This is a genomic window from Streptomyces sp. JJ38 (assembly GCF_019303475.1).
In the GTDB taxonomy this organism is placed as follows: Bacteria; Actinomycetota; Actinomycetes; order Streptomycetales; family Streptomycetaceae; genus Streptomyces.
In genome coordinates, this window is sequence record NZ_JABLSI010000017.1 from 111,016 (window position 1) to 134,470 (window position 23,455).

Sequence of the window (23,455 nt, forward strand, 5' to 3'; positions counted from 1 at the left end):
ACGTGGGCAGGTCACCCCTGTGCCCGGCGACGGTGGAGCCCCCGAGGCTGGTCGGCGCGTGCGGCCCTGCCGCCAGGGCCGCACGCCGCCCACCGGCCGTGTTCCGCTCCTGACACCTCCCGGCGCGCCCCGGGCGAGAGCCCGTCCCGCCCGGGGCGCAGCGTCCAACCGCCGAAGCTACGCCGCCGCGTCGAAACCGGTGTCGCGTGCCATGCGCTTCAGCTCCATCAGCGCGTGCTTCTCGATCTGGCGAATCCGCTCGCGGGTCAGCCCGTGCTGCTTGCCGACCTCGGTCAGCGTCCGCTCGCGACCGTCCTCGATCCCGTAGCGGGCGCGGATGATGGAGGCCGTCCGGTTGTCGAGCCGGCCGATGAGGCTCTCCAGCTCCTCGCTGCGCAGCAGCGTCAGCACGGACTGCTCGGGCGAGATCGCCGAGGTGTCCTCCAGCAGATCGCCGAACTGCGTCTCCCCCTCGTCGTCCACGGACATGTTCAGGCTCACCGGGTCCCGCGCCCAGTCGAGCACGTCGGTGACGCGCTCGGGCGAGGATCCCAGCTCGGCGGCTATCTCCGTCGCCTCGGGCTCGCGCCCGTGCTCGCGGCCGAACTCCCGCTGCACGCGCCGGATACGGCCGAGCTCCTCGACGAGGTGCACGGGCAGCCGGATCGTGCGCGACTGGTCCGCGATGGAGCGGGTGATCGCCTGACGGATCCACCACGTCGCGTAGGTGGAGAACTTGAAGCCCTTGGTGTAGTCGAACTTCTCCACGGCCCGCACGAGGCCCGCGTTGCCCTCCTGGATCAGGTCGAGCAGGGGCAGGCCGCTGCGCGGGTACCGACGGGCGACGGCGACCACGAGGCGCAGGTTGGACCGGATGAAGACATCTTTCGCCCGCTCGCCCTCGGCTACGACGGCCTCGAGCTCCTCGCGCGTGGCCTGCTCACCGGCTCCACCGGCGAGCGGTTCCTCCGCACCCTCCAGGATGCGGCGGGCGTAGACCCCGGCCTCGATCGCGAGCGAGAGCTCCACTTCCCTGGCGGCGTCCAGCAGTGGCGTGCGGGCGATCTCGTCGAGGTACATGCCGACCAGGTCACGGTCGGCGACATCGCCGCCTACGCGCGCACTGTTCGCCGTTTCAGCACCTTCGACGGCGGGCTGCTGACGACGGGCGACGGCACGGGTTGCCATGCGCTCTCCCTTGCGTGTGTCACTTGCTGGGCGGTGGCGGACCGGACACCCGTGTCTGGGGACGTCCGGAACTTCCGTCCTGCCTGACCGGGTAACCGTTTCCGAACATCTCAACGAGTCGAATCCGGACAGAATTCCCAACTTGCCCGCCGTTTTTTTGATCATGCAGTATCCTGGCCCGCCGCAACCTGGAGGGGGCGCGTGGCAACCCCGGCAGAGGTGCAGGTCAGACCGGGCGACGAGGAGGACCTCGACGCCCTGACGGCGCTCTACAACCACTACGTCACTGAGACGCCGATCACATTCGACCTGACGCCGTTCACCCCCGACGAGCGACGTCCGTGGCTGCTGTCCTACTCCAAGGACGGCCCCCACCGGCTCCTGGTTGCGGAGGAGCGCGTCTCCGCGTCCGACGGGGGCCGCGCCGACGCGCCGACCCCCGCCCGCGTGCCCGCCCCCGGCAGGCTGCTGGGCTACGCCACGAGCAGCCCGTTCCGGGCCAAGCCCGCCTACGCGGGCTCCGTCGAGGTCACCGTCTACCTCGGCCCGCGTGCCGTCGGGCGCGGCGTCGGCGCCCTCCTCTACCGCCGCCTCTTCGCCGAGCTCGCCGGCGAGGACGTCCACCGAGCCTTCGCGGGCATCGCGCTCCCGAACGAGGCCTCCGTCCGCCTCCACGCCCGGTTCGGCTTCCGGTACGTCGGGACGTTCGGCGAGGCCGGGCGGAAGTTCGGCCGCTACTGGGACGTCGCCTGGTACGAGAAGTCACTGCCGGGTTAACGGCGCCGAACCGAACCGCCCGCACCCCCCTACCGCACGCCGGAAACACCCCTATGTCGCGGGGGCCCGGCACTTCTTCCCGACCCACGCGGACAGCCTGCACGGCAGGGTCCGCGGTCTCCGCGCGCCCTGGTCCTTCGTCCCCGGGACGCCACGGAAGTGAGAGTCACCATGCCCGCGACATCCACGCGTGCCACCTCGCATGACACCCGCCATGACGCGAACACCCGCCTCGCGAACGCCCAGCTCCCCAGCGCCCACCTCGCGAGCGCCGCCGAGCCGGACTCGCCCGGCTACGAGGCGTCCGTCGCGCACACGACGGAGCAGATCCGTGCCGCCCAGCGGCTCCGCCACCAGGTCTTCGCCGAGGAGATGGGCGCCCGGCTCCACACCCCGCTCGCGGGCCACGACATCGACGACGTCGACGAGATCGCCGACCACCTGGTCGTCACGGAGCGCGGATCCGACACGATCGTGGGTACCTACCGGCTGGTGCCGCCCGGCCGTAGCGAGCGGCTGTACTCCGACGGCGAGTTCGACCTCGCCTCGCTCACCGCCCTGCGTCCGACGCTGATCGAGGCGGGCCGCTCCTGCGTCCACCCCGACCACCGCAACGGCACGGTGATCAACCTGCTCTGGTCGGCGCTGGCCCGCTACGTCCTGCTCTCCGGCCACCGCTACCTCGCCGGCTGTGCCTCCGTGCCCCTCTCCGACGGCGGCCGGGCCGCGCACACCGCCTGGCGGCTCGCCGAGGGCAGACACGCCGCCCCCGACGCGCTGCGCGTCACCCCGCGGCAGCCCTGGCGGCCCGTCGCGCCGGCCCCCGAGCACACCTCGCCGACCCATCTGCCCCCGCTGCTGCGCGGCTACCTGCGCGTCGGCGCCTGGCTGTGCGAGCCCCCGGCCCATGACCCCGAGTTCCACACCGCCGACTTCTTCACCCTGCTCGACATGGAGCGCATGAACGAGCGCTACCGCCGCTACTTCCTCGGCGAGACGGCGAGCGGGGCGGAGCGGTGACGCTCTGGCGCGTCACCTCCTCGTGCACGGCGAGGTGCGTGGGGCGCGCCACCCGGACGGTGTCCGCCGCGACCGCCGCCCGACGGCTGTCCGCCCTCGGCGCGACGGTCGGGCGGGCGGCCCGCGACGGCGAGGCGCTCGCCGACCCGGTGCTGCTGCGCGACCGGGCCCGGGGTGTGCTCGGCTCGCTGGACATCGCCCTGGAGATCTCCGGTGCGCCCCTGCCCGGCTTCGGCCCCCGTCATCCGGCCGACGGCCCCGGAACGCTGATCGTCGCCAACCACATCTCCTGGCTCGACGCCATCGCCCTGCTCGCCGCCGCGCCCACCCCGCTGCTCGCCAAGCGGGAGGTGGCGGAGTGGCCGGTGCTCGGACGGCTCGCCCGCCGGGCCGGCACGCTGTTCATCGACCGGGACGCCGTCCGCACGCTGCCCGACGTCGTCGCGGATGTCGCCGCCGTCCTGCGCGCCGGGCGGCCCGTCGCCCTCTTCCCCGCGGCCACCACCTGGTGCACGGCACCGGGCGGGCCCTTCCGCCGGGCCACCTTCCAGGCCGCCGTCGACGCGGGCGCCCCCGTACAGGCGGTGACCCTCGGCTACCGTCAGTACGGCGAGCCGAGCACCGTCCCCGCCTACGTGGGCGAGTCGTCGTTCCTGACGTCCCTGCGCCACGTCGCGCGGTGCGCCGGGCTCGCCGTCACGGTCCGGGCGCACCCGCCGCTCCCGTCAGCCGGCCTCGACCGCCGTGAACTGGCCCGGCTCGCCCAGGCTTCCATGGCCGACCCCGTCCCGCCGCCTCGCCGGGCGGCCGAACGGCCCGTCCACGTCTGACCCGGCCACCCGGACGGCGCCAGGGAGGGGTCGCGGACACGCGCGCCGGGGCGGCACCGGCCGTGCGCCGGTGCCGCCCCGTTCCCCGCCGTCGTCAGTGCGCCAGCACCGGCACCGGCTCCGGGCCGTCCGCGTCCTTCGTGCTTCCGGCGACCGGGCCACCGCCCTGCTGGCCGCGGGCGTTGACCAGTGTGAAAGCCAGGGCCGAGGCGCCCAGCAGAATGCCGAACGCCACCCAGATCGCCGTCGTGTAGCCGTGCACGACCGCGAGCATCCGGACGTCACCCACCACCGCGGTCGAGGGAACGTAGGACGCCGCGGCACTCGCCGCGATGGTGTTCAGCAGAGCCGTACCGATCGCGCCACCCACCTGCTGCGAGGTGTTGACCATCGCGGAGGCCACTCCCGCGTCCTGGGGCCGCACGTTGTGCGTCGCGAGCGCCATCGCCGGCATGAACGCCGTTCCCATGCCCAGGCCCAGCAGCAGCTGAGCGGGCAGGATCAGGGCCGCGTAGGAGCTGTCGAGGTCGAGCCGCGTCAGCAGCAGCATGCCGAGCGAGGCCACCAGGAACCCGGGCCCCATCAGGAACCGCGGCCGCACCCGCGTCATCAGGCGCGCGCCGATCTGCGTGGAGCCGGTCACCATGCCGGCGATCATCGGCAGGAACGCGAAGCCGGTCGTCATCGCGTTGTAGCCCTTCACCAACTGCAGGTAGTAGGTGAGGAAGAGGAACAGGCCGAACATCGCGATGATCGCGAGACCGAGGGAGAGGTACACGCCGCCGCGGTTGCGGTCGGCGACCACGCGCAGCGGCAGCAGCGGCGCCTTCGTGCGGGCCTCCGTGACGACGAAGGCCACGAGCAGCACAGCGGACACCACGAACGTCCCCAGCGTCCCCGCGTCCGTCCAGCCGTACTCCTCGGCCCGGGTGAAGCCGTACACGAGGGCGACCAGACCGGTGGTCGAGAGCACCACCCCGGGGATGTCCAGGGAGGACCGGTTCCGGGCACCCGCGGGCTCCCGGATGAACAGCACCGCCCCGACGGCCGCGACAGCCGCGAACGGGATGTTGACGTAGAAGGTCCAGCGCCAGTCCAGGTACTCGGTGAGGACGCCGCCGAGGATCAGGCCGATCGCACCGCCGCCGCCCGCGATGGCGCCGTAGATGCCGAAGGCCTTGGCCCGCTCCTTGGCATCGGTGAACATCACCGACAGCAGCGACAGCGCCGCCGGGGCGAGCAGGGCGCCGAACACGCCCTGGAGGGCCCGGGCGCCGAACAGCATGCCCTGGTTGACGGCCATGCCGCCGAGCGCGGAGGCCAGGGCGAAGCCGATCAGCCCCGTCACGAACGTCCGCTGACGTCCCCACAGGTCGGCGATCCGGCCGCCGAAGAGGAGCAGCCCGCCGAAGGCGAGCGCGTAGGCCGTGATGACCCACTGTTTGTTGGCCTCGGATATGTCCAGGTCCTGCTGGGCCGAGGGCAGTGCGATGTTCACGATGGTGGCGTCCAGCACGACCATCAGTTGGGCGGTGGCGATGAAGGCCAGGGCCTTCCATCGCTGCGGATCAGGTTGGATGGGCGGCGCGTCGGACACCACGGAATCCCCCTAGAGAGAACGAACGGGAAGAGAACGGGAAGAGAACGGAGAGAGCTGGAGTCACTCGGGCTGCCGCAGCGCCTCCAAGGTCACCGGGGAGCCCGGCAGTTCGGAGCCGGCCGGGGCCCGCAGCCCATCGAGGAAAAGCTGGATGTGCCGGGCCATGAAGGGCTCGAACCGGGCGCAACCGGTGCCCGGCAGCGGCCGGCTGAGCTGGCTGAGCGCCATCAGCAGATCCCCCACCGCCACGTCCGTGCGCACGACCCCGGCCTCCTGGGCCCGCACCAGCACCGCGTCGACGAGCATCTGCAACCGGTCCCGCGACGCGACCCACTCGGGGTGCTCGTGGTCGACCGTCTGCGTGATCAGCGGGCACAGCGCCCCGATCCGCTCCTCCACGGCTCCGAACACGAAGCCGCACAACGCCTCGAACGGGTCATCCGCGTCGTCCAGCGCACGCTCGGCCCGCTCGGCGATCCGGTCCGTGACCCGCTGCACGACCCCCAGCACGAGGGCGCCCCGGTCGGGGAAGTTCCGGTACAACGTCGCGTTGCCCACCCCGGCCCGCCGGGCCACCTCGTCGAGCGGCACCTCGGCGCCCAGCTCGACGAACAGCTCCCGGGCGGCATCCACGATCCGCTCCCGGTTGCGCAGCGCGTCGGCCCGCATGCCGGCACCCCCTTTCGGTCAACTCCAACACCACCACAAACGGGGACCTGCTCCCCACTTATTTCCCGCACTCCCGGTGACCTGCGTCACCCACTCCCACGCCCCGCGTCCCCCTCCCCCACCACCCGGCCGCTACACTGACCCCGGCGCATCCCCGCCTCCGTAGCTCAGGGGATAGAGCACCGCTCTCCTAAAGCGGGTGTCGCAGGTTCGAATCCTGCCGGGGGCACTCAACGCATGGCCCTGATCTGGAGTTTCTCCCAGACGGGGCAGACCCGGCCTCGGACGTCTCGTCCGGGGCCGTTTGCGTGCGCGCCACGGGAGAGGCAGTCGCTGCCGCGATCGACCGAGCCAGGCGGGAAACCCACCGAGCGCGCGGCTGACCTGATCCCGCGGAGACGCAAGGCGCCATCCCACCGCATCTGCCGTCGGCCAGGGCGGTGGTGACGATCAGGGCGCCCGGTGGGTGGATGCCGGCGCCGGCGGCCTGGAGCGTCTGGTGGATCGTGGGTGGTCGGCCGCTTCCGGCTCGCCGATCGGCGCGATGCGGTCGCCGTACTCATGCCGTACCGGAGCGAGGGCTTGGGCGCAGCGGGCCTGCCGTACGGGCTTCGGGGTGGACGGCCTCCCCCGACCGGTCAAGTCCCCAGGCAGATCACGCCACCGCGCCCCGGCCCGCCCCCGGTGAGGCATGCCGTTGACCACCTGTCGGTGATCGCGTCACCGCCCACAGCAGTTGATGCCCGTCGGTAGAAGCGGCTCCGGACGTCGCCACTCCGCCTCCGTCAGATCCCGCGACCAGTCGTCCAGGAACCAACGAATCCGTGGGCTGCGTGGGTACCCGGTCAGCACCTGCGGTGCCACCACTCCAACTCCGGATCTGCCGTCGGCTCGTGATGCGTTCGCCCGAGTAACACCATGTCCAAGCGCTCCACCTGCGAACGGAGTTCGCCGGAGGCCCTTCGCGGAAGCATGAACAGAGCGTCCTGCAGCGTGTCCCGAGCCCACCCCTCGCCGCAGCACGGGCAGGTGAACTCGGCCTCCCACTGCCTCCACCGGCGCTTCGTGCCGTGGACGCGCACGGACCACACGCTCAGCGCCACTGCCACGATGCCCGGAGACAACCGTTCCCGTTCAAGCGCGCGGACGGCGGCGTTCGCCGCTCCCGACAGGCCTGGGACATCGCGATACCGAACCCAGGGCCTTCCCCAGCCGCGCCCCCGCGACCGAAGTGAAGCCGGTGTTCTACGCGGCACGGCCCCTTCGCAAGCACGTCATGGGCTGCATCCTCCCACGGCTCAAGACCGGCCGTACAGACCGCAGGTCAGGCCGTGGACCTGAACCAGGAGGGAACGCGGCGCGGGATGTAGGGGCATGACCCCGGGCCCCAGCCTGGGCCGCCTGGGCTCGGCTGGTTCGCGCCCGGCCTCGAACCAGCGCCGCCTGGGCGACAGGGTATCTGCATCGGCGGGATAAGAGTTTGACCGAAGGTGCGGGTAGTTTCCTTACCGCGACGAGGTGCTGAAATGATTCAATCCACGTGGACCACTGTGGCGTGCTACCGTTGACCCAGTTGCAGTTGTGGTTCCCGAATTCCAGGTCCTTCACGGTCGGCTCTCATGCCACTGGAGGTACTTTTGACACCGGTCTTTTCCGGCGGGGTGATCATCACGGCGACGCGGCGTCCGTGCAGTACGGACGTCGGCTGACTGCCCCGTAAGGAGATAAAGACATGGCTACTGGCACCGTGAAGTGGTTCAACTCGGAAAAGGGATTTGGCTTCATCGAGCAGGACGGTGGCGGCCCCGACGTGTTCGCCCACTACTCGAACATCGCCACCCAGGGTTTCCGTGAGCTGCTCGAAGGCCAGAAGGTGACCTTCGACGTCGCGCAGGGCCAGAAGGGCCCGACGGCCGAGAACATCGTTCCCGCCTGACGCTGACGCGTATTTGTCCGGTTGGGGCCCGCATCCTTTGGGGTGCGGGCCCCGACTGCATATACCCCGCACGTTCTCGCAACCCAGGGAACACACACCTGAGATGCGCGGTCGCACGCCGGCGGTTTCCCTTTTGAGGACAGCGCGCATCTCCTCTCCACCGCACCACAGCACGCGATCTGTTTACGCGTTCCATTCGGCCTGTTCTTGCAATTCTCCGAGCAGTTTCCTGCTGCGGGAATTCCTTGATACGCGCCGCATCGAGGAAGGTTCCACATGAACCGCACCCGCACGAACAACCGCTCCGCCCGGCCCCGGAACGGCGCCGTCGCAGGCAAGAACGGCAACCGCTTCGGCTCGTCGGCCCCGAGCCGCTCCGACGGGCGGTCCCGCAACAAGGGACACGGCCGCCGTCCCGCCGCGCCCCAGGGTGACTTCGCTCTCCCGAAGACGATCACCCCGGCCCTGCCCGCCGCGGAGCACTTCGCCGATCTCGACATGCCCGCGGAGCTGCTGGCCGCGCTGGACGCGCAGGGGGTGACCGTCCCGTTCCCGATCCAGGCCGCGACGCTGCCGAACTCCCTCGCCGGTCGCGACGTCCTCGGCCGGGGGCGCACCGGCTCCGGTAAGACCCTTGCCTTCGGGCTCGCCCTGCTGGCCCGCACGGCCGGGCGCCGCGCCGAGTCCCGGCGGCCGCTGGGGCTGGTGCTCGTACCGACACGCGAGCTGGCGCAGCAGGTCACCGACGCCCTCACCCCGTACGCCCGCTCGGTGAGGCTGCGGCTGGCCACGGTCGTGGGAGGGATGTCGATCGGCCGACAGGCCAACGCGCTGCGCGGCGGCGTCGAGGTCGTCGTCGCCACCCCGGGACGCCTCAAGGACCTCATCGAACGCGGCGACTGCCGACTGGACGAGGTCTCCATCACCGTCCTCGACGAGGCGGACCAGATGGCCGACATGGGCTTCATGCCGCAGGTCACCGCCCTGCTCGACCAGGTCCGGCCGCAAGGCCAGCGCATGCTGTTCTCCGCCACCCTCGACCGCAACGTCGACCTGCTCGTGCGGCGCTACCTGAGCGACCCCGTCGTGCACTCCGTCGATCCGTCGGCCGGCGCGGTTACGACGATGGAGCACCACGTGCTCCACGTCCACGGCGATGACAAGCACGCGGCCACCACCGAGATCGCCGCCCGCGACGGGCGCGTGATCATGTTCCTGGACACCAAGCACGCCGTCGACCGCCTGACCAAGCACCTCCTGAAGAGCGGGGTACGGGCAGCCGCCCTGCACGGGGGCAAGTCGCAGCCGCAGCGCACCCGCACGCTGACGCAGTTCAAGGACGGGCACGTCAGCGTGCTGGTGGCGACCAACGTCGCCGCGCGCGGCATCCACGTCGACAGCCTCGACCTCGTCGTCAACGTCGATCCGCCGACAGACCACAAGGACTACCTCCACCGCGGCGGCCGTACGGCGCGCGCCGGCGAGTCGGGCAGCGTCGTGACCCTGGTCACCCCGGACCAGCGCCGTGCCATGACCCGGCTCATGGCGGCGGCCGGCATCGTCCCGCAGACCACGCAGGTCCGCGCCGGCGCGGAGTCCCTCCGCCGCATCACCGGCGCCCAGGCCCCCTCCGGCGTCCCCGTGGTCATCACCGCGCCGGTGGCCGAACGCCCCCAGCGCGCCGCCACCTCACGCGGCCGACGCCGTCCCGCCTCGGCGAACCGGCGCAGGCCCGCGCGGCGCTCCGTCTCCGACACGGCGGCCTAGAACCGTCCCCCTCGAACCGAACCCACCCACCACGGCCGGCCCTCTCCCTTCCCTCTTCCTGTGAGGCAGCATGCGTTGTGTCATCGCCCGCTTTCCGTTCGAGCTCACCAAGGGGGGCGTCCTGGAATCGATGAAGGGCGTCAAGCCTGAGCCGATCACCGGCGACTCCGTGGTCATCGGGCGCCGCCACTACCCCGCCAAGCAGGTCGGCGAGGTCATCACCCGCCAGGACCGCCGCGACTTCAGCGGCGGCGAAGTCGTCAAGGCCATGACCAAGCTCGGCTTCACCTGCCACACGGCCCCCAAGCCCGGGTCCGCGCGGATCATCGATCCGCTCCAGCAGGCTTCGGCGATGCTCGGCACCCCCGGTCAGGCTGATCGCCCGGACTCCACGGGCGGCACCTGCTAAACCGGGGCCTGTGCGGTCGGCGCATCACGGGCGGACAGGCGGTGGGATGCAGGAGCCGGGCTGAACGTCGACGGCTGCGAGCCGACCGCTCGTCTCCACGGGCTGCCCGTACCGGGCCGGGGGGGGCGAGGCGCTGCCTGACCAGCCGCCGACGACATGTCGGGTGGGGCTACGGCCCGCGCGGTAAGGGTGCAGGTCAGGCATCCGTCGTGTGGCTGGACCCGACATCACCGCGCCGCAGTTCATCGTTGATGCGCCGGGCCTCTTCGAGCTGGTCTTCCAGGATGATGATGCGGCAAGCCGCCTCGATGGAGGTGCCCTGGTCAACCATCTCGCGGGCGCGGGCGGCGATACGGAGCTGATAGCGGGAGTAGCGACGGTGGCCGCCCTCGGAGCGCAGGGGCGTGATGAGCCGGGCTTCGCCGAGGGCCCGCAGGAAGGCGGGCGTGGTGCCGAGCATCTCCGCCGCTCGCCCCATGGTGTAAGCGGGGTAGTCGTCGTCGTCGATTCGGTCGAGCGGTGTGTCTGCCGTCATCTGCACCTCTGATGGGGGAATGCGTCGAGGGGCCTTGGTGCCGTACGGCACCAAGGCCCCGAGGGATTTGTAACACCATCGGCCGGCTTACTGCACTGCCGGCCTCCTGTTTCCGCACCAGCCACCGACGGGCGGCGGAGAGTGCGGGGATCGCGGATGCGTGACCGTGGGACCACCTTCCGTTCCGGGGCCTGCGGTACCCGGGCGGACCGTTCCGGCCCGGGCGATCCTGATGGCGTCCTCCTCCTTCTCTCTTCCTTCTGCCGGCTTCCTGATACCGCAGGACGCCGCGCCTGCCGACGACCTCACCGGCCGCCGACGCCGGCGGCGAGTGAGAGAGCCCACATCCTGCTCCGGCCTCTTCGCCACACCGCCGTGCCGCGTCCTCGTCCTGCGTGCGGGCAGTTCATGTCTGCCGCGCCTCACTGACTTGCTGGCTACGGAACACACACTAGCCCCGCCACGATTGCATGTCTACTTCGGCCACTACAGATTTCAGCCCATGCGGGTGAAAGGTTCGACACCTGTTCGCATCCGCCGCGCCCTCTCGGCCTCGGCTGCGGCGCGACGCACCCGAGGCGCGGCCGCCCCCACCAGCGGCCACCGCGATGACGGCGCCCGGTTCGCCCCGGGACGGTCGCCTCGGGCCGACCGATGAAGTGGGCGGGATTTCCACCGGCACTGCCGTCGAGCCGCGCGGAAGCGCCCTGGCGTGCGCGACCGACGCCGCCCACACGCGCCCCGCGCCACCGCGCACCGGGGCGCCCGTCGACTGGACCAGCTGCTTGCCCTTCTCCCCGGCGGTGCCGTTCGCCACCTGGGCGAGGAACGCGGTGAGCGCGCCCACCGCACGATCTCCGGCATGTCCGGCTCTCGCCTGGTCCCGGGCCCGGCTCTGGCCGGACTGCATCGCCGCGGCGGCGGCCCGGGACAACCGTCCGGCCCCGGCGACCGGTTCGGCCCACCGACCCGGCACCGGCCGCCCGGTCCGGCCGGTGCCGGTGCCGGTGCCGGTGCCGGTGCCGGTGCCGGTGCAAGCTGGTGTGACGGCGCCGACGCCGGTAGCCGGTGCACTCCGGTGCGCCCCTGCTCGCGCCGGTCCGTGGCACGTCTCGCCACCGGATCATGGGTCCGCATGAGGGGATTCGGGAAGTACTGGGGCTGGGCCGTCTTCGCGGTCCTGATCGCCGGTTGGCTGAGCCTTGATTTCGGGCCGGTCGCACTCGTCGCGCTGTCCGGCGTGTGCGGCTTCTACTTCTTCTTCAACGTGCCCGTCTGGTGCGGGGCGACGGGACGGGGCGGGGCGTGCCGCAACAACAGCCACGGCGCGCTGATGGGCTGCCATCTGCGTCAGCACAAGTGGCAGAAGTTCAGGATGATCTTCTGGAGTTCCCGTTGGGCACAGCTGCGGCAGGAGCTCTTCCAGGACGCGAGCACCGGCCTGGCCAGCGTGGGCGGCCTGTTCGCGGTGACGTCGGGCCTGGCGGCGACCCTGCAACCACTGTTCGGCGGGGGCTGGTAGGGGGAGCCCCGTCGCGCGGCCCGGCTCAGCGGGCGGCGGACGCGAGGACGGCGTGGGTGAGGGCGACGAGGTCGGGGAGCGCGGGGTGGCCGTCCCCGTCGCGCCAGGCGAGGACGACGGGGACGGGGGGCGCGTCCGCGAGCGGGCGGTAGACGAGCGCGGGGTGGGCGTGGTTGCTCGGGGTGGCCGAGGTGGTGACGCCGAGGGCGCGGCCGGCCGCGATCGCGAGGAGCCACTCGTCGGTGTTGGCCACCTCGATGGTGGCGGTGGGACGGGCCGAGGGCGGCCACAGGTCGAGCGTCGTGGTGCCGAAGACGGTGTTCAGGGCGATCGGGTGCGGCGCGAGGTCGACGAGGGTGACGCGGGGCTGGGAGGCCAGCGGGTTGTCCGCGGGCATGACGACGACCCGCTCCTCCCGGAGCAGCGGCTCGGTGCGGAAGCCGGGCGGGAGGACGGTGCCGCGCAGCAGGGCCGCGTCGACCCGGCCCTGGGCGAGGCCGGCCGTGTGTTCGTCGATGCGCAGCAGTTCCAGGGGCACGTCGGGGCGTGTCTCGTCCCAGCGGCGCAGGAGCGGAACGGTGTGGTCGCCGAGGGCCGCCCAGTTGTGGCCGACGCGCAGCGGCCAGCGGCGCAGGCCCGCGGGGTCGACGGCGTTCTCGAAGGCGGTGAGGGCCGCGGCGGCCTTGTCGCGGAACGTGTGCCCCTCGGGGGTCAGCTCCAGGTGGTGGGTGGAGCGGTCGACGAGGCGGGTGCCCAGGTGGTCCTCGAGGCGGCGCAGGGTGCGGGAGAGGGCGGGCTGGCTGACGTGCAGGCGGGCGGCGGCGCGGGTGACGTTGCCCTCCTCGGCGATGGCGAGGAAGGCCCGCAGATGCCGCAGCTCGATGGTCATGCTTCAGCAGCATAACCGGAGCGGAATCGGCATTTCACGGCGCGCGCCCCGCTTTCTAGCGTGGAACCATGACGACCACGGTGAGAGACGCATCGGCCACGGCCGACCCCCTTCTTCAACGTCGCGCCGCCGGGTACGGAAGCCTCGGCGGCGTCGGTCTGGTGTTGCTCGGGGCGGTGTCCGTGCAGTTCGGCTCAGCCTTCGCGTCGCTGCTGTTCCCCCGGGCGGGAGCGCTCGGCACGGTGGCGCTCCGGGTGACGTTCGCCGCCCTGCTGCTGTTGGTCGTCACCCGGCCCCGGCTGCGCGGCTACACCCGCGCCGACTGGGCGGTGGCCTGCGGTTTCGGCCTGGCGCTCGGCAGCATGAACATCCTCTTCTACCAGGCGATCGACCGTATCCCGCTGGGCCCGGCGGTGACGCTGGAGGTACTGGGTCCGCTGCTGCTGTCGGTCGTCACCTCGCGCCGTGCGGCCAGCCTGCTGTGGGCGGGGCTCGCCCTGACCGGGGTCTATCTGCTGGGCCAGGGCGACTTCAGCGGGCTCGACGGCGCGGGGGTCGCCTTCGCCCTGGGCGCCGGGGTGATGTGGGCCGCGTACATCCTCCTCAACGCGCGGGCGGGGGCGCGCTTCCCGAGGCTGGACGGTCTGGCGATCGCGATGGCCGTCGCCGCGCTGCTCAGCCTGCCCCTGGGCGCCGCGTCCGCGGGCGGGACGCTGCTGGAGCCCGCCGTGCTCGCCCCGGGGCTGGCGATCGCGGTCCTGTCCTCCGGCATCCCCTACGCCCTGGAGCTGCTCGCCCTGCGCAGGCTGCCCGCTGCGACCTTCGCCGTGCTCATGAGCCTGGCCCCCGCTCTGGCCGCGACGGCGGGCTTCCTCGTCCTGGGGCAGGAGCTGTCGTGGGCGCAGTGCCTGGCCATCGCCCTGGTGGTCCTGGCGAGCGCGGGCGCGGTCCGCATGGCGCGGCGCTGAGCGCCCGGCCGCGCCGAGCGGCCCGCGGCCGGATGGCCGACCGGCGCACGGGCCAGACGGCCGGAGCCCGCGCGCCGGGGCCGAGGACCGAGCGGGGCGGCCCGGCGGGGGCGGGTGGCCGGATGTGGTGCACGGGTGTCGTGGGGCGCTCTTAGCATGGGCGGATGGCCGATCAGCGCAGTCCCCTCGACGTCCTGAACCGCGTTTTCGGGTACGACACCTTCCGCGGGCAGCAGCAGGAGATCATCGAGCATGTCTCCAGGGGCGGGGACGCGCTGGTCCTGATGCCGACGGGCGGCGGGAAGTCCCTGTGCTATCAGGTGCCGGCGCTCGTGCGGGACGGGGTCGGCGTGGTGATCTCCCCCCTGATCGCGCTCATGCAGGACCAGGTGGACGCCCTGCGGGCACTGGGCGTCCGCGCCGGGTTCCTCAACTCCACGCAGGACTTCGAGGAGCGGCGCCTGGTCGAGGCGGAGTTCCTGGCCGGGGAGATCGACCTGCTGTACCTGGCACCGGAGCGGCTCCGCGTCGAGTCGACGCTGCGGCTGCTGGACCGGGGCGAGATCTCGCTGTTCGCCATCGACGAGGCGCACTGCGTGGCGCAGTGGGGGCACGACTTCCGGCCGGACTACCTGATGCTCTCGGAGCTGCACGAGCGCTGGCCGCAGGTGCCGCGGATCGCGCTGACGGCGACGGCCACGGAGGCCACGCACGCGGAGATCGCCTCCCGGCTGAAGCTCCAGGACGCCCGACACTTCGTGGCGAGCTTCGACCGGCCGAACATCCAGTACCGCATCGTGCCCAAGGGCGAGCCGAAGAAGCAGCTGCTGAAGCTCCTGCGCGCCGAGCACGAGGGGGACGCGGGCATCGTCTACTGCCTGTCCCGGTCCTCGGTGGAGAAGACGGCGGAGTGGCTGACGCAGCAGGGCATCGAGGCGGTGCCGTACCACGCGAAGCTGGACCCGGCGGTGCGGGCGGAGCACCAGGCCCGGTTCCTGCGCGAGGACGGGCTGGTCGTGGTGGCGACGATCGCGTTCGGTATGGGGATCGACAAGCCGGACGTGCGCTTCGTGGCCCACCTGGACCTGCCGAAGTCGATCGAGGGCTACTACCAGGAGACGGGCCGGGCCGGGCGGGACGGGCTGCCGTCGACCGCCTGGCTGGCCTACGGGCTTCAGGACGTGGTGCAGCAGCGCAAGCTCATCGACGTCGGCCCGGGGGACGAGGCGCACCGGCGGCGGCTGTCGTCCCATCTGGACGCGATGCTGGCGCTGTGCGAGACGGTGGAGTGCCGCCGGGTGCGGCTGCTGGCCTACTTCGGCGAGGAGAGCGGGCCGTGCGGGAACTGCGACACGTGCCTGACGCCGCCGAAGACGTGGGACGGCACGGTTGCGGCGCAGAAGGTGCTGTCCACGGTGGTGCGGCTGAAGCGGGAGCGGGGCCAGAAGTTCGGCGCCGGGCAGATCGTCGACATCCTGCTGGGCCGCAAGACGGCGAAGGTGATCCAGTTCGACCACGACGCGCTGAAGGTCTTCGGGGTGGGGACGGAGCTGGGCGAGGCACAGTGGCGCTCGGTGGTGCGGCAGCTGGTGGCGGCGGGCCTGCTGGCCGTCGAGGGCGAGTACGGCACGCTGGTGCTGACGGAGGCGAGCGCCGAGGTGCTGGGCGGCCGCCGGGAGGTGCCGCTGCGGGAGGACCCGAAGGCGACCACGGCGAAGTCCGCCGGCGGGGCGAGGGGCTCCGGGGGCGGCGGCCGGAAGGCGGCCGTGGAGCTGCCGGAGGAGGCCGTACCCCGGTTCGAGGCGCTGCGCGCCTGGCGGGCGGCGACGGCGAAGGAGCAGGGCGTCCCGGCCTACGTCGTCTTCCACGACGCGACGCTGCGGGAGATCGCGACCCGGATGCCGGGCTCGCTGGCGGAACTGGGCTCGGTCGGAGGCGTCGGGGAGAACAAGCTGGCCAAGTTCGGGCAGGCGGTGCTGGACGTGCTGGCCGGGCGGGAGGCCGCGGAGCCGCCGCTCCCGGAGCCCTCGGCGGACGACGAGGGCTGACGGCGGACGGCGGAGGGCCCGGGCGGCCACGAGGACGCGGGGGCCCCGGGCGGCCACGGAGACGCGGGGCCCGGGCGGCGGGGCGGCCGGGCCGCGGGCGTCACCAGGAGCCGGACACGGCTCCCGTCCCCGCCAGCAGGGCGAACGTCCCCGCGGCGACGAGCGCCCCCAGCCCGGTGCCGGCCAGGACCTGCGCCGTGGTGTGGTCACGCAGCTCCACCCGGGACCATCCCACCAGCGCCACCAGCGGATACGCCAACAGCGCCCACGGACCGTAGACAAGGGCCAGGATCGCGACGCTGCCCGAGGACACCGCGGCGTGGACGGACACCTTCCACACGACCGTGATCGCCATCAGGACGACGAGCGTGGCGATCATCGCCGCGATGAGGGCGATCATCGCGCGGGGCGCCCCAAACGCTCCCATCAGCACGGTGCCCGTCGTCACCGAGGCGATGATGAACACCATGACGACGAGCCGCTGCTGCCGGACGCCGAGGTGCCGGTCGGCCCAGGTGCCTCGCCGGATGCCGAAGGTGATGAACAGGACGGGGAGGACGGCCGCGAAGAGCGCGCCGAACAGCCCCCAGCCGATCCCGGCGAGCCCGTCGACCCGCCAGCCGACGAGGACGGTGAGGGCGATGATCCAGTTCTTCGGCTCGAAGCCGTCGGTGATCAGCCTGGCGGTGGAGCGCGGTGGTGCGGTGGTCGCGGACTGCGTGCTCACGGTCGTGCGGGCTCCTGACGGACGGACTCGGGGCCGCGGCTGGTGAACCCCCGGACGGCGGGGTGGTGCCGGGCGGCCTCCAGCCGAAGGAGGAGATCCGCCTCGGCGTCCAGGTCGCCGAGGCGGCCGAGGCCGTGCAGGCGCTCGCGGACGGCGGCGTCCTCGTCGGGGTCGGGACGGCGCACGGGGTCCAGGGGCGGGCGTCCGGCGAGCTTGGCCCGCCGGGCGGCCTCGATGCGGCAGGCGTTGGCGAGGGCGTGGTGCTCGTCACCGCTCAGCCCGCTGGCGTCCGCGGCGGCCTCGGCGCGCTCGCGGTCCGCGGCGGAACCGTAGGGCTCCAGCGCCAGCATGGCGTCCCGGATCTCCACCACGGTGCGGTGGAGCCGCATCCGCAGTTCCGAGCGGCCCAGCTCCTCGTGCAGGACGACCTCGGGGACCGCCTCCGTCAGGTCGCGCCACAGCGGGCCGAGCTGCCGCAACAGCCGCCAGGACCGGCGCGCCCGCAGGGTGACACCGACGGCGGGCAGCAGGCTGCCGACGAGGATGAGGACGATGGCGGCGTGCTTGGCCACGTCCGTCCAGTGGGCGACGGCGGCGTCCAGGGCGTCGTCGGTCGCGCCGAGCAGCGCGGCCACCAGGTAGACGGCGCGCACGAGGGCGTAGCCGACACCCGCCGCGGTGCCCAGGCCCAGGAAGCGCAGCCCGGAGCGCAGCCAGCTCGCGGCCGCGTGCCTGCGGGCCCCGACGAACAGCAGGGTGGCGATGAGCAGGGCGCCGCCGAGGTAGGCGTACCAGACCATGAGGTAGGCGGTCGCCGCGGCGCCGGCGCCGGCCTTGCTCTCGAAGTACTCGGCCACCTGCGCGTCGCGCGGGGTGAGAGAGAACAGGACGGACAGCGCGAGCAGGGTCCCGCCCGCCAGCAGCCACCGGAACGTCCGGCCCCTGGCCGTGCTCGTGCCGGTGATCCGGAAGACGAACTCCAGCAGCGCGGCGGCGGAGGTGATGCCGAAGACGTGCTTGAGGAGCGTGGAGAGGTTGTGGATACCGGTGCCGTCGTCGATGACCCGCATGACGTCGGGAAGCCGCAGGGTCATCGAGATCGTCAGGGCCGAGAACGTCACCCACAGCACCCGTTGGTTCGGGCTGCGGAAGGCGGTCGGGACCCGCCACAGAACGGTGGCCCAGAGCAGGATCAGTACGGCGGCTTCCATGGGCTCCTCACCAGCGTATGGGGGATCCGAAGGCGTCGTTGAGCCGGTCGAGGACGTCGGCGGCCTGGTCGCACTTCGCGGGGACGGAGGTGACCGCGCGGTCGCCGAGGATCGTGGCCAGGAGTTCGGCGTCACGCTCCTCGTCGTCGCTGTAGCTGGTGCGGCCGAGGATGTGCAGAAGCTGGTCCATGTCCAGCTCGTCCTCGTCGTCCTCGACCGGTTCGCTGTCGGGTTCCGGCATGAGCCGGCTCACATAGGCCGGGCGCTCGGCGTCGGGCGAACCGTGGCCGAGCAGCATGTGGGAGAGCTCGTGCAGCACGATCTGGAGCTTGTGGAAGGAACTGGTGGCCGGCTCGTAGAAGATCAGGTCGGTGTTCCGGGTCGCCACCCACACCCCGCAGGGCAGGCTGCCGTCCGGCGCGGCCTCCAGCGGGACCAGCCGTAGGGGACGTCCACGCTGTGCGGCGATGCGCTCGCAGAGGACGTCGAGGTCGAACGGACGGGGCAGATCGAGAGCGTCGGCGACGGCCTCGCAGCGGGCACGGCGGCTCGTCTTGGGCATACGGACTCCTTCGGGCCCCGAGTTTAGGCTCTGCCGGAGTCCAGAGACCAAATTCCAGCGACTGATTATCAGTCAATAAGGCTTCCCGGTCGCAGCACGCACAATTCATCGTGCGCTGGCTTCGATTCGGAAGGCCGCGACCGCCCAGGACTCCACTCAACCCGGCAGACATCGAGCCAAGGGCGACGGTTCCGCCCTTTCCCGGGCAACGCCGACCGAGCGCGGTTACTCGGTCCGGCCGGGGGTGTCCGGCAGCCCCTCCAGCCGCCGGGCCTGGTCGACCACGCCGCGAATCGCCCGCAGGCTCTCGGCGGACAGCCCGTTCATCCGGACCGCCACATCACGCACGTCCCCGTCCCCCAGCATGTCCGCCAGCTCACGCTGGGCCCGGGTCAGCTCCACCCGCTGCTTCACCTTGGCGATCTTCGCGTCCACCCGGTCGGCCACGGTGTCGTCGAAGAAGTAGGTGACGGGAACGCCGAAGAACCCGGCGATGACGGTGAGCGTGGAGACCTTCGGGTCGGTGATCTCCCCCTTGCGGATCTTCTGGATGGTGGCGTGGGAGACGGTCTGTCCGCCCGGGCCCGCCTTCGCCTTGATCGCCTCCGCGATCTCCATATAGCTCAGCGGCCCGCGGTCGGGCGGGTGGATCGTCCCGATCAGATGGTCCAGCCGCTCAGCGATGGTGCGCCCGTTCCCGGGTGTCCCCCTGTCCACCCCATCACCCCTCGTGGTCGGCCTCTGCGGCTGGTCCGCACCGCAGCCGGTGTCTCATCAAGTTTACGCACTCGGCGGACTCAACCCCCATCGTAAAGCTCGCTTGACAAGAGGGGGCACCCAGGTCGTAATCTCTTGGTGGCGCGTAAAACCAAATAGACGGCACGGCGTACGGCGACGGGGGTCCGCACGGCGTGCTTGCCCCTTGACGGGGCCCGGGGCCGGGAGTCCGGCGGTCTGACACGCTCAGACCGCCCACTCCCGGCCCCACCGCTTTCCCCCAGGGCCGCCGCCTGATCGGCACACGGCAGGGCCCGGGCTCGAGAATCCGGTCTGACACGCTCAGGCCGTCCGCTCCCGGCCCACCGCTCCACGCCGTCACCCACCCCGGAGGTTGTCTCGTAGCCGTTGGGGTTGATGCGCCGATCATGCAGGAGCTGAGTGCCCAACGCGCATCAAACCCAACGGCTGCCGCCCCTTGACGGGGCCCGGGGGCCGGACGCGTCCGCCCCTCACACGGCCGGCGCTGGAGCCTGGACGACGCCGGGCCGGGGGCGGAGCCTGGCCCGGGCCGGGGGCGGGGTGGGACTGTCGGAGTGCGGCGTCGTCAGGGTGCGCGGGGAGGGGAGACACGGCGGCGCGCACCGGCCCACCGTGGGGCAGGTGCGCGCTACCGAAGGAAGCGGCCTCCTCGGGCCGCGCCCGGGGCTCTCGGCCAGGACGGCGGACCGGCCGGAAGGCGCCGGGCGCGGAGCACGGCAGGCCGCTCGCGGCCGTCAGGCGCGGTCGAGCTCTCCGCCCTCCACGGCGCCCACGAACGACGTCCAGGACACCGGGGCGAAGGCGAGGGACGGGCCCTGCGGATTCTTCGAGTCCCGGACGGCGATCGTCGCGCGCAGCGGGGACTTCACTTCCACACAGGCGCCGTTGCCGCCGGAGTAGCTGGACTTCACCCACCGCGTGGTCTTGCCCTGCCGGATTGCCATGTCTGCTCCCGTCTTCCCCTATATCCCACCATGTCGCGATGGAAGGGATTCAGCATGAGAAGCCAGTGTTGTTACTGGCACATGATCGACCGTACTCGGCAATCCACCACCGCGTAGGGGGCGTTCACTCGACCGTGTGGCATATTCCGCCTGCTTCTTCCGCAACTCCGATGCCGCGGTGTACGGTGCCGCCCTTCTCACCTCCGGGCCGCGTCAGGTCTCGCGGGCGTACTCCTTGGCCACGTCCTGGATGAAGGCCCGGCTGTCGTCGGCGTTGAGCGCCTGCGCCCGCAGATGCTCGTACATGACGCTGTAGCTCTGCACGTCCTGCGCCTTCTCCAGATAGAGGTCGCTCGTCACGCCCTCGAGGTACACGACGGTGGAGTCCGCGGTGTCCGGGAACTCGAGGATCGCGTACTGGCCGTTGACGCCCGGGTGAGCGCCCATCGAGAAGGGCATCACCTGCACCGTCACGTGCGGCAGCCGGGACAGCTCACACAGGTGCTCCAGCTGCTCGATCATCGTCTGCCGGCCGCCGACCCGGCGGCGCAGCGCCGACTCGTCCAGCACCGCCCACAGCCGCAGTGGCTCGTTCGGGGCGGAGACGCGCTGCTGGCGGCGCATGCGTACCTGGACACGCTTCTCGACCTCGGCCGTGGACGCCTCCGGCAGCGCGCCCGCGATGACGGCCTCGGCGTAGGTCTGTGTCTGGAGCAGCCCGGGCACGATCTGCGGCTCGTAGATGCGCAGCGACGCGGCCTCGGTCTCCAGGCCGATGTAGACGCTGTAGGGAATGTCGCCGAAGGCGTGCCACCAGCCCTGCTGCCGGGACTCCTTGGCCATCTGCATGAGCGACTCGACTATGCGGCGGTCCTCGACCGCGTACACGCCGCACAGGTCGCGCACGTCCCGCTGGCTGATGCTGCGGCGCCCGTTCTCCAATCTGCTGATCTTGGACTGGGAGACGAGAAGGCGGTCGGCGACCTCTTCGGCCGTCATGCCCTTCTCCTCGCGGAGCCTGCGCAGCTCCTGACCCAGTCGGCGCCTTCTCACAGTGGGATTGACGTTGGACGCCACGGACGTGCACCTCCGCTGGTCAGGGTCGCTTGACTCCAGCAGGGTGCCAGCAACGAGGCCTCGGCACCGGCACTTTGCCGGAAATTCGACCACAGCCCGTAGGCGAACACACGCACGGGGTGTCGACCTCCGCGGCTGCCCGGTCGCGCCCGTGCGGCCCGGAGCCGGCACCCGGTGGCTGCGGGTGCCGGCTGGGCGGTCAGAGGCGTGCCGTGGCTCAGCGCACGCCGGCGACGCGGATCATGCCCGCCCGCCGGGGCTGCGCGGGCACACCGCCGGTGGACGAGGCCGTCGACGCGGACCGGCCCCCGCGGGCGGCAGCCCCGCCACCGGAAGCCGCCTGGCGTCGCGAACCCGCCGCCGCGCCGTTCTGCACGTCCATCACCGCGTGGGCGACCAGGCCGCCCATCGGGTCGTGCCGGATGAGGTCGCGCAACCGCGACCGGCACGACCGTCCCTCGTTGCCCGGATACAGGTGCTTGCCCAGCCCGACGGCGTGCGCCAAGGCGGCCAGCGCGGCCGTCCGCGGGTCCGGCGGAACGCCGGTGCGGATCGCCGCATCGAGCCGGGCCCTGATCTCCCGGCTGATGGCCGTGTCCGTCGCCTGGTAGCGGGTCGTCGGCAGCACCCCGCACATCTGGCCGTTGACGGCATGCACCATGCCGCAACGCTCCAGATGCGTGAGGTACGTCTGACGCAGCCCCAGCCGGGGCCCGCCGACCCAGTGGACGGCACGCACCGGACTGCCGCGCCTGCGCAACAGCTCAAGCGCTGAGTCCAGCGTCGGATCTCCGGTCGGCCGTGGCAGCACCACGGCGATACGGTCCCCGTCTGGGGCTATTCGCCCGGCCAGAGCCAGCTCCACAAGCTGTGCTCCGGCAAGGCCGAGGTCAAGCGACTGCGGCTGCGCCGTGGTACCCGTGGCCGGGTCCAGAGCCAGCAGCAGAAGCTCCTCCGGAATTGTTCTGCGGCTCCTGCCCATCCATGCCTCCCCGCGTGGATGAATGACAGGGTGACCCCTCTCACAATGTTCTGTCGAGAGGGCCTGACCGCAATGTAGTGGAACCGATAGGTATGTCGTACTCGTCTAGCGGCAGGGAAGCCGGGCGAACCGCGCTGCCCAGGAGACACTGATACGGGTACGACAAAGCGGAACGGCAGGAGGCACGGTGGCGGGCGAGTCCCCCGAGAGGTCGGAGCAGCGGAGGTCGTCGGGGGAGACGGCAACGGACGAGGCATCGGTTCCCGCCTCGAGCGTGTCGGCCGATCCCCGCGCGGCCTTCCGGAACCCCACGACCCCGACGTCGGAAGCGGAACCCGCGGAGAAGCCGGAGGCGGGCGTCGGCGAGGCCGCGGCGAGCGGCGGCGCCGCCGGGGGCGAGGCCCCGGCCGTCGACACCCCGACGACGATGTTCCGGGCTCCCGCGGCGGCCCCCGCCGGACCGGAGGCCGAGAGCGCCGGGGACGCCGACGGCACCGACGGCACCCCAGAGCCCGGCCCGGGCCCCGACGTGGACTCCGTGGCCGAGGACCCGGCGGAGGCCGAGGACGACGCGGCGCCGACCCCCGACGTGGCCGAGGGCGCCGAAGACGTTGAGGAGGACGCGGAGACCCGAGGCGAGGCCGAGGGGGCTGCTGCGGCCGCCGGAGGCGACGCCACGGGCGAGGACGCCGGGAACGCCCGGGACGCCCGGGACGCCCGGGACGAGTCCACGTCCGACGGCGAGGCCGCCACCGGCGACGAGGCCATGAACGACGACGCGGACGACGACGCGACCGGCGACGACGCGACCGGCGACGACGCGACCGGTGACGACGACGCCCCGGGCGCGGGAGGCGACGCGACGGCGGCAAAGGCGCCCGCCAAGCCCGAGCCCACCGCCGAACCCACGCCCGAGAGGTCCGAGAGGCCCGAGCCCGAGCCCGAGCCCGGGCCGGCCGTCGGCGCGGGCAGCGGCGGGGACCCGGCGACGACGGCGCTGCGGGCGGCGCGACCGGAGCCGTCGCCGAGCGCGCC

General features: G+C 72.2%; 21 protein-coding genes, 1 tRNA gene and 2 pseudogenes. 11 read left to right on the top strand and 13 right to left on the bottom strand.

From position 1 onward, the window contains the following. Window positions 1–177: 177 nt before the first annotated feature. Window positions 178–1,188 (bottom strand): RNA polymerase sigma factor RpoD/SigA, encoded by a 1,011-nt coding sequence (locus tag HPT28_RS11755; RefSeq protein ID WP_219090973.1) that lies wholly within the window; start codon window positions 1,186–1,188, stop codon window positions 178–180. Window positions 1,189–1,407: 219 nt separating this feature from the next. Between HPT28_RS11755 and HPT28_RS11760 the strand changes: the two genes are divergently transcribed. From HPT28_RS11760 to HPT28_RS11770, 3 genes are all read left to right on the top strand, one after another. Then, window positions 1,408–1,965 carry an N-acetyltransferase family protein gene (locus tag HPT28_RS11760; protein WP_374226956.1) on the top strand — a complete coding sequence of 186 codons (558 nt, stop codon included), beginning with the start codon at window positions 1,408–1,410 and terminating at the stop codon, window positions 1,963–1,965. 171 nt (window positions 1,966–2,136) lie between these two features. Further along, the gene (locus HPT28_RS11765; protein WP_219090975.1) at window positions 2,137–2,985 is read left to right on the top strand and encodes a GNAT family N-acetyltransferase; all 849 of its coding nucleotides are present in this window, start codon (window positions 2,137–2,139) and stop codon (window positions 2,983–2,985) included. Window positions 2,986–3,023: 38 nt separating this feature from the next. After that, window positions 3,024–3,815 (top strand): lysophospholipid acyltransferase family protein, encoded by a 792-nt coding sequence (locus tag HPT28_RS11770; RefSeq protein WP_308119179.1) that lies wholly within the window; start codon window positions 3,024–3,026, stop codon window positions 3,813–3,815. Between the two features lie 94 nt (window positions 3,816–3,909). Here HPT28_RS11770 and HPT28_RS11775 read toward each other — a convergent pair whose 3' ends face one another. Further along, window positions 3,910–5,415, bottom strand: a complete 1,506-nt coding sequence (locus HPT28_RS11775; protein ID WP_374226955.1) for an MFS transporter — start codon at window positions 5,413–5,415, stop codon at window positions 3,910–3,912. Between the two features lie 60 nt (window positions 5,416–5,475). Further along, window positions 5,476–6,084: a TetR/AcrR family transcriptional regulator gene (locus tag HPT28_RS11780; RefSeq protein ID WP_219090977.1), complete on the bottom strand. Its 609-nt coding sequence runs from the start codon at window positions 6,082–6,084 to the stop codon at window positions 5,476–5,478. A gap of 156 nt (window positions 6,085–6,240) precedes the next feature. Between HPT28_RS11780 and HPT28_RS11785 the strand changes: the two genes are divergently transcribed. Then, window positions 6,241–6,313: transfer RNA gene (locus HPT28_RS11785), tRNA-Arg, on the top strand. 419 nt (window positions 6,314–6,732) lie between these two features. Here the strand turns inward: HPT28_RS11785 and HPT28_RS27405 are convergent. Further along, a pseudogene (locus HPT28_RS27405) lies at window positions 6,733–6,894 on the bottom strand (transposase); the annotation flags it as partial. Window positions 6,895–7,816: 922 nt separating this feature from the next. On the opposite strand from HPT28_RS27405, the gene HPT28_RS11790 reads away from it, so the two are divergent. From HPT28_RS11790 to HPT28_RS11800, 3 genes are all read left to right on the top strand, one after another. Further along, window positions 7,817–8,020, top strand: a complete 204-nt coding sequence (locus tag HPT28_RS11790) for a cold-shock protein (protein WP_110629364.1) — start codon at window positions 7,817–7,819, stop codon at window positions 8,018–8,020. A 276-nt stretch (window positions 8,021–8,296) separates the two neighbouring features. Further along, on the top strand, window positions 8,297–9,787 hold the full coding sequence (locus HPT28_RS11795; protein WP_219090978.1) for a DEAD/DEAH box helicase: 1,491 nt from the start codon (window positions 8,297–8,299) through the stop codon (window positions 9,785–9,787). A gap of 70 nt (window positions 9,788–9,857) precedes the next feature. Then, window positions 9,858–10,196 (top strand): SCO5918 family protein, encoded by a 339-nt coding sequence (locus HPT28_RS11800; protein ID WP_219090979.1) that lies wholly within the window; start codon window positions 9,858–9,860, stop codon window positions 10,194–10,196. Window positions 10,197–10,392: 196 nt separating this feature from the next. Here HPT28_RS11800 and HPT28_RS11805 read toward each other — a convergent pair whose 3' ends face one another. Next, window positions 10,393–10,731, bottom strand: coding sequence for a MerR family transcriptional regulator (locus tag HPT28_RS11805; protein ID WP_219090980.1), 339 nt, complete (start codon window positions 10,729–10,731; stop codon window positions 10,393–10,395). 1,135 nt (window positions 10,732–11,866) lie between these two features. Here HPT28_RS11805 and HPT28_RS11810 point away from each other — a divergent pair. Continuing rightward, entirely contained in the window at window positions 11,867–12,253 is a 387-nt protein-coding gene (locus HPT28_RS11810) for a hypothetical protein (RefSeq protein WP_219090981.1), read from the top strand. Between the two features lie 25 nt (window positions 12,254–12,278). Here HPT28_RS11810 and HPT28_RS11815 read toward each other — a convergent pair whose 3' ends face one another. After that, entirely contained in the window at window positions 12,279–13,142 is an 864-nt protein-coding gene (locus HPT28_RS11815; protein ID WP_219090982.1) for a LysR family transcriptional regulator, read from the bottom strand. 68 nt (window positions 13,143–13,210) lie between these two features. Here HPT28_RS11815 and HPT28_RS11820 point away from each other — a divergent pair, with 68 nt between their 5' ends. Then, window positions 13,211–14,110 (top strand): DMT family transporter, encoded by a 900-nt coding sequence (locus HPT28_RS11820; RefSeq protein ID WP_219090983.1) that lies wholly within the window; start codon window positions 13,211–13,213, stop codon window positions 14,108–14,110. A 164-nt stretch (window positions 14,111–14,274) separates the two neighbouring features. After that, complete coding sequence (recQ, locus tag HPT28_RS11825) at window positions 14,275–16,158, top strand: DNA helicase RecQ (RefSeq protein ID WP_219090984.1); 1,884 nt, start codon at window positions 14,275–14,277, stop codon at window positions 16,156–16,158. A gap of 100 nt (window positions 16,159–16,258) precedes the next feature. Here the strand turns inward: recQ and HPT28_RS11830 are convergent, their stop codons facing one another. From HPT28_RS11830 to HPT28_RS11860, 7 genes are all read right to left on the bottom strand, one after another. Next, window positions 16,259–16,885: a hypothetical protein gene (locus HPT28_RS11830; RefSeq protein WP_219090985.1), complete on the bottom strand. Its 627-nt coding sequence runs from the start codon at window positions 16,883–16,885 to the stop codon at window positions 16,259–16,261. Beyond that, a complete protein-coding gene (locus HPT28_RS11835; protein WP_219090986.1) occupies window positions 16,882–18,096 on the bottom strand; it encodes an MAB_1171c family putative transporter in 1,215 nt (404 codons plus the stop codon). The genes HPT28_RS11830 and HPT28_RS11835 overlap by 4 nt, the downstream gene beginning before the upstream one ends. A 7-nt stretch (window positions 18,097–18,103) precedes the next feature. Further along, the gene (locus tag HPT28_RS11840) at window positions 18,104–18,658 is read right to left on the bottom strand and encodes a hypothetical protein (RefSeq protein WP_219090987.1); all 555 of its coding nucleotides are present in this window, start codon (window positions 18,656–18,658) and stop codon (window positions 18,104–18,106) included. 225 nt (window positions 18,659–18,883) lie between these two features. Then, entirely contained in the window at window positions 18,884–19,375 is a 492-nt protein-coding gene (locus HPT28_RS11845; RefSeq protein WP_219090988.1) for a helix-turn-helix domain-containing protein, read from the bottom strand. A 776-nt stretch (window positions 19,376–20,151) separates the two neighbouring features. Beyond that, a complete protein-coding gene (locus HPT28_RS11850) occupies window positions 20,152–20,361 on the bottom strand; it encodes a DUF397 domain-containing protein (RefSeq protein ID WP_219090989.1) in 210 nt (69 codons plus the stop codon). A gap of 213 nt (window positions 20,362–20,574) precedes the next feature. Beyond that, window positions 20,575–21,438: a helix-turn-helix transcriptional regulator gene (locus HPT28_RS11855; protein ID WP_219090990.1), complete on the bottom strand. Its 864-nt coding sequence runs from the start codon at window positions 21,436–21,438 to the stop codon at window positions 20,575–20,577. 217 nt (window positions 21,439–21,655) lie between these two features. Continuing rightward, window positions 21,656–22,420 carry a GPP34 family phosphoprotein gene (locus HPT28_RS11860; protein ID WP_219090991.1) on the bottom strand — a complete coding sequence of 255 codons (765 nt, stop codon included), beginning with the start codon at window positions 22,418–22,420 and terminating at the stop codon, window positions 21,656–21,658. A 274-nt stretch (window positions 22,421–22,694) separates the two neighbouring features. On the opposite strand from HPT28_RS11860, the pseudogene HPT28_RS11865 reads away from it, so the two are divergent. Then, window positions 22,695–23,455 (top strand): annotated as a pseudogene (locus HPT28_RS11865) (hypothetical protein); the annotation flags it as partial.

Coding starts and splice junctions, on each gene's coding strand:
- HPT28_RS11840 (WP_219090987.1), bottom strand. CDS start 18,658: ATGCCCAAGACGAGCCGCCGTGCCCGCTGCGAGGCCGTCGCCGACGCT.
- HPT28_RS11795 (WP_219090978.1), top strand. CDS start 8,297: ATGAACCGCACCCGCACGAACAACCGCTCCGCCCGGCCCCGGAACGGC.
- HPT28_RS11765 (WP_219090975.1), top strand. CDS start 2,137: ATGCCCGCGACATCCACGCGTGCCACCTCGCATGACACCCGCCATGAC.
- HPT28_RS11850 (WP_219090989.1), bottom strand. CDS start 20,361: ATGGCAATCCGGCAGGGCAAGACCACGCGGTGGGTGAAGTCCAGCTAC.
- HPT28_RS11790 (WP_110629364.1), top strand. CDS start 7,817: ATGGCTACTGGCACCGTGAAGTGGTTCAACTCGGAAAAGGGATTTGGC.
- HPT28_RS11815 (WP_219090982.1), bottom strand. CDS start 13,142: ATGACCATCGAGCTGCGGCATCTGCGGGCCTTCCTCGCCATCGCCGAG.
- recQ (WP_219090984.1), top strand. CDS start 14,275: ATGGCCGATCAGCGCAGTCCCCTCGACGTCCTGAACCGCGTTTTCGGG.
- HPT28_RS11835 (WP_219090986.1), bottom strand. CDS start 18,096: ATGGAAGCCGCCGTACTGATCCTGCTCTGGGCCACCGTTCTGTGGCGG.
- HPT28_RS11860 (WP_219090991.1), bottom strand. CDS start 22,420: ATGGGCAGGAGCCGCAGAACAATTCCGGAGGAGCTTCTGCTGCTGGCT.
- HPT28_RS11820 (WP_219090983.1), top strand. CDS start 13,211: ATGACGACCACGGTGAGAGACGCATCGGCCACGGCCGACCCCCTTCTT.
- HPT28_RS11800 (WP_219090979.1), top strand. CDS start 9,858: ATGCGTTGTGTCATCGCCCGCTTTCCGTTCGAGCTCACCAAGGGGGGC.
- HPT28_RS11805 (WP_219090980.1), bottom strand. CDS start 10,731: ATGACGGCAGACACACCGCTCGACCGAATCGACGACGACGACTACCCC.
- HPT28_RS11780 (WP_219090977.1), bottom strand. CDS start 6,084: ATGCGGGCCGACGCGCTGCGCAACCGGGAGCGGATCGTGGATGCCGCC.
- HPT28_RS11755 (WP_219090973.1), bottom strand. CDS start 1,188: ATGGCAACCCGTGCCGTCGCCCGTCGTCAGCAGCCCGCCGTCGAAGGT.
- HPT28_RS11810 (WP_219090981.1), top strand. CDS start 11,867: ATGAGGGGATTCGGGAAGTACTGGGGCTGGGCCGTCTTCGCGGTCCTG.